We start from the raw sequence: 6606 nt of genomic DNA, 5'->3' as shown, positions 1-6606 counted from the left end.
CCGCTGGGACACCGGCGTCCGACGAAACCCCCGCCCCGGCTGAACCGGCGGACCCGGAAAGCGCCGCGGCCGACATGCCCGCAGCCAAGCCCGACGCCGACGACGAGACACAAAGCACAGAAACACCCTCCGAGGCGGCGGCGGCTCCCGCGCCTTCGGAGGCTGCCGCCGGACCCTCCGGTGAGACGGCAGCGACCGGAGCCGGGGCGTCTGGCGCAGGACGGCGAAATCGCCGGCGGCCCGGCCCGGCCGGAAAGCCCGGCGGTAAAGGGCGCTGAAACGAACAGCCCCCGCCGAACCGGCGGGGCAAGGACGGGAAACGGCCGGAGCCCGGGCGCGACGCGCGCCCGGGACCGGGATCCCACCGGCGCCGGAACGGCGGGGCGGGGCGGGCCGAGAAGAACAGGACAGGACGATGCAGGTGACTGGGAACATGATTGATCGGATCGTAGCCGAGGTGCTGGCCCAAGGCCGCGCCGCGGCCAAGGAGGCCGCGGCCCCGACGGCGGCTGCCGGCCCCGAGGCCGATCCCGCTCTGGTGCCGATCGGCGTGTCGAACCGGCATATCCACCTGTCGCGCCAGGACATGGACGCCCTCTTCGGCCCGGGCGCCATGCTGACCCGCAAGAAAGCGATGAAACAGCCCGGCCAGTACGCCGCCGAGGAAACCGTCATCATTCGCGGCGCCAAGGGCGAGATCGGCAAGGTCCGCGTGCTCGGGCCGCTGCGCAAGGACACCCAGGTCGAGATTTCCATCGCCGACGGCTTCGTGCTGGGCGTCAAGCCGCCGCTTCGGATGTCCGGCAAGCTGGGCGACACGCCCGGCATCGAGATCGTCGGGCCGCAGGGCACGGTCCGCAAGGACTCGGGCGTCATCGCCGCGATGCGCCACATCCACATGCTGCCCGAAACCGCGGCCCGGCTGGGTCTGGCCAATGGCGACGAGGTCAGCGTGCTGGTCGGCGGTCCGCGCGGCGGGATCATGCATCACGTCGTGATCCGCGCGGCCGAAGCCTCGGCCACCGAAATGCATATCGACGTCGAGGAGGCAAACGCCTTCGGGCTGAGGAACGACGACCTCGTGCGGATCCTCAGGGACTGATCCGGACGACGAGCGAGACGGAGACGGAACGATGAGCACCGACAGGACATTGCGCGACTTCGCCGAGCTGATCCGCTCGGGGTCTGTGGTGCCCGCCGAGGCCTGGGCCAAGGGTCCGCTGAAGGTCGGCGTCGACCTCGGCACCGCGAACCTGGTGCTGGCCGTGCTCGATGCGTCGAACCGCCCGGTCGCGGGCATCACCCACCATTCGACGGTGGTCCGCGACGGCATCGTCGTCGACTATATCGGCGCGGTCCGCGCGGTCACCGCGATGAAGGCCGAGCTTGAAAAGCGGATCGGCCGGCCGCTGCTGAAAGCCGCCGCCGCGATCCCGCCCGGGGTGCATCCCGGCAGTACCAAGGCCATCGGCAATGTCGTCGAGGCCGCCGATTTCGAACTGGCCGAGATCGTCGACGAACCCGCCGCCGCCGCCCGCTTCCTGGGCGTCTCGGACGGGGCGGTCGTCGATGTCGGCGGCGGCACCACCGGCATCAGCGTGCTGAAGGACGGCAAGGTTCTCGCCTCCTTCGACGAGGCCACCGGCGGCACCCACATGACCCTGGTCCTGGCCGGTGCGCGCGGCCTGCCCTTCGACGAGGCCGAGGCCGAAAAGCTCGTTCCCGCGAATGAACGCATGGTTTTCGCGGTCGTCCGCCCGGTGGTCGAGAAGATGGCCAGCATCGTCGAACGTTTCCTGCGGGCCCATCCCGATGTGGACACGGTCCATGTGGTGGGCGGCGCCTGCACCTTCAGCGAGTTCGAAAGCGTCTTTGCCAAGCAGACCGGCCGCCGGATCGTCAAACCGGCCGAGCCTCTGCTGGTGACGCCGCTTGGCATTGCCATGTTCCCGCTGGCGACAGGAGACAAGTGATGGACCGCTCCGCGCTCGACACGCTTCTGAACCGGGCCCTGCTGGACCTGCTGTCGGACCGCATCGTCGCCCGGCTGAAGGCGCGCGAACGCTCGGCGCTGCTGCTCTTTTCGGGCACCGATCTGGGGCTCGACCCGGCGCTGAAATCGCTGTCGAAACTGACCGATGCGGGCTGGAGCTTCGAGATCCGCCGCACCCCCGACGCCGCCGGGCTTCTGACCCCGGAACGGCTGCGGCTGCTGGGCGGCGCGCGGGCGATCCCGCCGATGGCGGCGCCCGGGGAAACCGATATCGACGGCGCGCTGGGCCGCAACGGCCTGGTGGTGGTGCCCGCGCTCAGCGTGGCACTGGCCGCGCGCGCCTCGCTCGGCATGGCCGAGGACGAGGTCTCGTCGCTGCTGACCGGCGCGCTCGAACGCGGCCGCCGGGTGGTGGTGGCGCGCGACGGCGTCTGCCCCGCAAGCCGCGAGCGCAACGCACGCGGGCTGACCGGAAACGCGGCCTTCCGCGAGATGCTGGCCGGACATCTGGTCCGACTGGAAAGCTATGGGGTCGAGCTGGCCTGGGCCGCGAAGCTGGGCGATGCCATCGCGTCCCCGCGGCCGGGCGACCGGGGGCCGGGCCCGGGCCGGAGGACTGCGACACCCTCCGTGCCCGGGTCGCGGGTCTTCGGCCGGAGCGCGGCCCAGACGCTGGACTCGACCGAGTTGCGGATCGGGTCGGACGTGCTGATCACGCCGCTGGCGGCGGAAGAATTGCGGGCCCGGCATGTCCGGGTCGTGCGAGTGTGAGGAGAAGGGCGATGCATCTGGGACGTGTGATCGGAACCGTCGTCTCGACCAGCAAGGACCCCAGCCTTGTGGGCTCCAAACTGCTGATCGTGGCGCGGCTGACCCCGCAGCTGGACCCGACCGGGTTCACCGAAATTGCCGTCGACACGGTCGGCGCGGGCTATGGCGAGACGGTGATCGTTTCGAAGGGCAGCGGCGCGCGCATGGCGGGCACGCTGGGCAAGTCGGTCTCGGATGCCTCGATCGTCGGCATCGTCGACACCGTCGAGACCCATTGAGGGAGGCCCGGACATGCACTGCGATATCGACGCCCAACTGATCGAACGCCTGGTCACGGCCGCGCTGGAACGGCGCGCCCTGCCCGCCGCCCCGGAACGCTCGCTGACCCTGGCCGAGGCCGAGGCCATCGCGGCCCGCGCGCAGGCCGCCTCGGCGGCGATGGGCGTGCCGATGGTGATCGCGGTGGCCGACGCGACCGGCGCCCAGATCCTCTTCCACAGGATGGAGGGCAGCCTGCCCGCCAGCGCGGCGCTGGCCCCCGGCAAGGCCTGGACCGCCGCCGCGTTTCGCATGGGCACCGACGAGCTGGGCCGCCAGGCCCAGCCGGGCGGGATGCTTTTCGGGGTCGAGGCGACGCTCGACGGCCGCGTCGTCCTGTTCGGCGGCGGGCTTCCGGTCCGCCGCGACGGCACCGTGATCGGCGCCGTCGGGATCAGCGGCGGCACCGTCGACGAGGACATGGCCATCGCGCGCCAGGCCCTGAACGGAATTTGAACGGATTGGGGCTCGGCCCCGAAGAAGGAGCGGAAAGATGAACGACAAGGATATCAGCGACGCCGTGGCCCAGGTGCTGAACGGCTATGGCAGCGCGGCGGCCAATATCGGGGCGGGCACGCCCCCGGCCCAGCCGAAAAGCGGCAAGCCCATGTCCGACCTCGTGGCGCAGATCTTGGCCGAAACGGGCTCTGCCCCGGCGGCGGCAGAGGCGGCGCAACCGGACTACGTGCCCGGCTCGAAACGCTGCTGCTGGTCCAAGGCGCATCCCTCGGACGATCCGCTCGACGATATCGTCAACGGCCTCGTCGCCCGCGCGCTCGGCGACAAGCAGCCATGCACGGTCTGTCCGCATTCGGCCGGGTCCGAGGCGGTCGCCGTTTCGGACGAGGAGGCGACTACGCTCGGCGACGGCGTCTTCGCGAGCATGGACGAAGCCGTCGCGGCGGCCGAACTGGCCCAGCGGCAGTACCTCTTCTGCACCATGGCCGCCCGCAAACGCTTTACCGACGGCATCCGCGAGGTGATCCTGTCGAACGGCACGCTCGAGCGGATCTCGCACATGGCGGCCAACGACACCGGAATGGGCAATGCCGCCCACAAGATCATCAAGAACCGGCTGGCCTGCGAAAAGACCCCGGGGATCGAGGATCTGACGACCGAGGCGCTCAGCGGCGACGAGGGCCTGACGCTCGTCGAATATTCGCCCTTCGGCGTGATCGGCGCGATCTGCCCGACCACCAACCCGACCGAGACCATCATCTGCAACGCGATCGGCATGCTGGCCGCGGGCAACGCGGCCGTCTTCAGCCCCCACCCGCGCGCCAAGAAGGTCTCGCTTCTGGTGGTCAAGCTGATCAACCGCAAGCTGGCCACGCTCGGGGCACCCGCGAACCTCGTGGTGACGGTGCAGGACCCCTCGATCGACAACACCAACGCGATGATGGCCCATCCGAAGGTGCGGATGCTGGTCGCGACCGGCGGCCCGGGCATCGTCAAGACCGTCATGTCGACCGGCAAGAAAGCCATCGGCGCCGGTGCGGGCAACCCGCCGGTGGTGGTCGACGAGACCGCCGACATCGAGAAGGCGGCGCGCGACATCGTCAACGGCTGCAGCTTCGACAACAACCTGCCCTGCATCGCCGAGAAGGAAGTGATCGCGGTCAACCAGATCGCCGACTACCTGATTTCGGAAATGCAGAAATGCGGCGCCTACCTGATCAAGGACCCGGCGGTCATCAAGCAGCTTGAGGGCGTGGTCATCAACCAGAAGGGCGGGCCGCAAACCTCCTGCGTCGGCAAGAGTGCCGCGCATCTGCTGGGCCTGATCGGCATCACCGTCGGCGAGGACGTCAAGGTGATCCTGACCGAAGCCGACAAGGACCATGTCTTCGTGCAGGAAGAGCTGATGATGCCGATCCTGCCGGTGGTCCGCGCGCCCAGCGTCGACGATGCCATCGACCTGGCGGTCGAGCTGGAACACGGCAACCGCCACACCGCGATGATGCACTCGAACAACGTGCGCAAGCTGACCAAGATGGCGAAGCTCATCCAGACCACGATCTTCGTCAAGAACGGGCCGTCCTATGCCGGGCTCGGTGTCGGCGGCGAAGGCTACGCGACCTTCACGATCGCGGGTCCGACCGGCGAAGGGCTGACCTCGCCCAAGTCGTTCGCCCGCAAGCGCAAATGCGTGATGGTCGAGGCGCTGAACGTCCGCTGAGGCGGGCGTCGGCAGAAACTTCAGGGAAGAGATCAGGGGAAACGGGACCATGAACACGAGGATCATCAACGCGCCGCAAGAGAATATCATGGATATGCTCACCCGGCGCATCGCCCCGCATACCCGGAAATGGATCGAGGCGAATCCGATCTCTGCGATGGGGCTCGTCCAGACCAGCGTCCCTGATCTCTTCTACTTCGCTGACGTGGCCGGAAAGGCGGCCAACGTCTACACGGTCGAGCTTTTCGGGTCCTGCCCCCAGACCACCACGACGCTGGCGATCCTGGGCGAGACCTCGGCCGTGCGGGCGGCGATGGCGGCAATCGAGGCGGCGCAAGGCCCCGCCTTCTGACCAGCCGCCCAACGCAGCGGCGGCAAGACAAACGGAAGGGACAAAAAGATGTCCGACATCGATTTCGACAAAGAAGGCACGGTCTTCGACATCCAGCGCTATTCGATCCATGACGGCCCGGGCCTGCGCACCATCGTCTTTCTCAAGGGCTGCCCGCTGCGCTGCCGCTGGTGCTCGAACCCCGAAAGCCAGAGCCCCGAGCCGGAACTGTTCTTCCGTGCGTCGAGCTGCATCAAATGCGGCCAATGCGTGCCGGTCTGCCCGACCCAGGCGCTGGCGCCCACGAATCCGGGCTTCGTCGACCGGGACAAATGCGTCAAATGCGGCACCTGCGCCGGGGTCTGCCCGACCCAGGCGCTGACCATCTCGGGCAAGAAGATGACCGTGGCCCAGGTCATGCAGGAACTTCGCAAGGACGCGATCCACTATCGCCGCTCGGGCGGCGGCGTGACGCTGTCGGGCGGCGAGCCGCTCTTTCAGCACCAGTTCGCCAAGCATCTGCTGATGGCCTGCCACGAGCAGGGCTGGAATACCGCGATGGAAACGACGGGCTACACGACGCGCGAGATCGTGCGCGATGTGATCCCCCATGTCGATCACGTGCTGCTCGACATGAAGGCCATCGACCCCCAGGTGCACGTCGCCCAGACCGGTGTGGAAAACCGGATCATCCTGGAAAACGCGCTTTGCATCTCGTCGCTGACCCACACCGTGGTGCGCATCCCGGTGGTTCCGGGCGTCAATGACACCGTCGAGGCGGCCGAGGCCGTGGCCTGCTTCGCCAAGCTGATGCCCGGCGTCGATACCGTGCACCTGCTGCCATACCACTCGTTCGGCGAGAACAAATACGCCCTGCTCGGCCGGTCCTATCCGATGGGCAACACGCCGAACATGAAACCCGAGGAAGTGGCCCCGCTGGTCGAAAAGATCGAAAGCCACGGCCTGAAATGCGTGATCGGGGGCTGACCCCGGCCGCGCGCTACAGCGAAGAAG

The 6606-nt window shown here is 68.4% G+C and carries 8 protein-coding genes; all 8 read left to right on the top strand.

The genetic code is table 11. The annotated features are described in order from the left end of the window. Positions 1–433: 433 nt before the first annotated feature. The 8 genes from DSD19_RS18380 (at position 434) to DSD19_RS18345 (ending at position 6579) form a co-directional block, all read left to right on the top strand. Positions 434–1102 (top strand): phosphate propanoyltransferase, encoded by a 669-nt coding sequence (locus tag DSD19_RS18380; protein WP_237399668.1) that lies wholly within the window; start codon positions 434–436, stop codon positions 1100–1102. Between the two features lie 31 nt (positions 1103–1133). After that, positions 1134–1973, top strand: coding sequence for an ethanolamine utilization protein EutJ (gene eutJ / locus DSD19_RS18375; RefSeq protein ID WP_113670664.1), 840 nt, complete (start codon positions 1134–1136; stop codon positions 1971–1973). Continuing rightward, complete coding sequence (locus tag DSD19_RS18370; protein WP_075787143.1) at positions 1973–2764, top strand: hypothetical protein; 792 nt, start codon at positions 1973–1975, stop codon at positions 2762–2764. Before eutJ ends, DSD19_RS18370 begins: the two co-directional genes overlap by 1 nt. A gap of 11 nt (positions 2765–2775) precedes the next feature. Beyond that, positions 2776–3042, top strand: coding sequence for a EutN/CcmL family microcompartment protein (locus tag DSD19_RS18365; protein WP_075787144.1), 267 nt, complete (start codon positions 2776–2778; stop codon positions 3040–3042). Between the two features lie 13 nt (positions 3043–3055). Next, positions 3056–3538: a heme-binding protein gene (locus tag DSD19_RS18360; RefSeq protein WP_113670663.1), complete on the top strand. Its 483-nt coding sequence runs from the start codon at positions 3056–3058 to the stop codon at positions 3536–3538. Positions 3539–3575: 37 nt separating this feature from the next. Next, positions 3576–5261: an aldehyde dehydrogenase family protein gene (locus tag DSD19_RS18355; RefSeq protein ID WP_113670662.1), complete on the top strand. Its 1686-nt coding sequence runs from the start codon at positions 3576–3578 to the stop codon at positions 5259–5261. Between the two features lie 88 nt (positions 5262–5349). Further along, positions 5350–5613: a BMC domain-containing protein gene (locus tag DSD19_RS18350; protein WP_237399667.1), complete on the top strand. Its 264-nt coding sequence runs from the start codon at positions 5350–5352 to the stop codon at positions 5611–5613. Positions 5614–5661: 48 nt separating this feature from the next. Further along, positions 5662–6579: a glycyl-radical enzyme activating protein gene (locus tag DSD19_RS18345; protein ID WP_075787147.1), complete on the top strand. Its 918-nt coding sequence runs from the start codon at positions 5662–5664 to the stop codon at positions 6577–6579. The last annotated feature ends 27 nt before the right edge of the window (positions 6580–6606 follow it).

Origin of the sequence: Rhodovulum sp. BSW8 (assembly GCF_003314725.1) — a bacterium.
GTDB classification, from domain to species: domain Bacteria; phylum Pseudomonadota; class Alphaproteobacteria; order Rhodobacterales; family Rhodobacteraceae; genus Rhodovulum; species Rhodovulum visakhapatnamense.
Note: the sequence above shows the minus strand (reverse complement) of the source record. Positions and strands in the feature narration are given on the sequence as shown.

Coding starts and splice junctions, on each gene's coding strand:
- DSD19_RS18370 (WP_075787143.1), top strand. CDS start 1,973: ATGGACCGCTCCGCGCTCGACACGCTTCTGAACCGGGCCCTGCTGGAC.
- eutJ (WP_113670664.1), top strand. CDS start 1,134: ATGAGCACCGACAGGACATTGCGCGACTTCGCCGAGCTGATCCGCTCG.
- DSD19_RS18360 (WP_113670663.1), top strand. CDS start 3,056: ATGCACTGCGATATCGACGCCCAACTGATCGAACGCCTGGTCACGGCC.
- DSD19_RS18380 (WP_237399668.1), top strand. CDS start 434: ATGATTGATCGGATCGTAGCCGAGGTGCTGGCCCAAGGCCGCGCCGCG.
- DSD19_RS18355 (WP_113670662.1), top strand. CDS start 3,576: ATGAACGACAAGGATATCAGCGACGCCGTGGCCCAGGTGCTGAACGGC.
- DSD19_RS18350 (WP_237399667.1), top strand. CDS start 5,350: ATGGATATGCTCACCCGGCGCATCGCCCCGCATACCCGGAAATGGATC.
- DSD19_RS18345 (WP_075787147.1), top strand. CDS start 5,662: ATGTCCGACATCGATTTCGACAAAGAAGGCACGGTCTTCGACATCCAG.
- DSD19_RS18365 (WP_075787144.1), top strand. CDS start 2,776: ATGCATCTGGGACGTGTGATCGGAACCGTCGTCTCGACCAGCAAGGAC.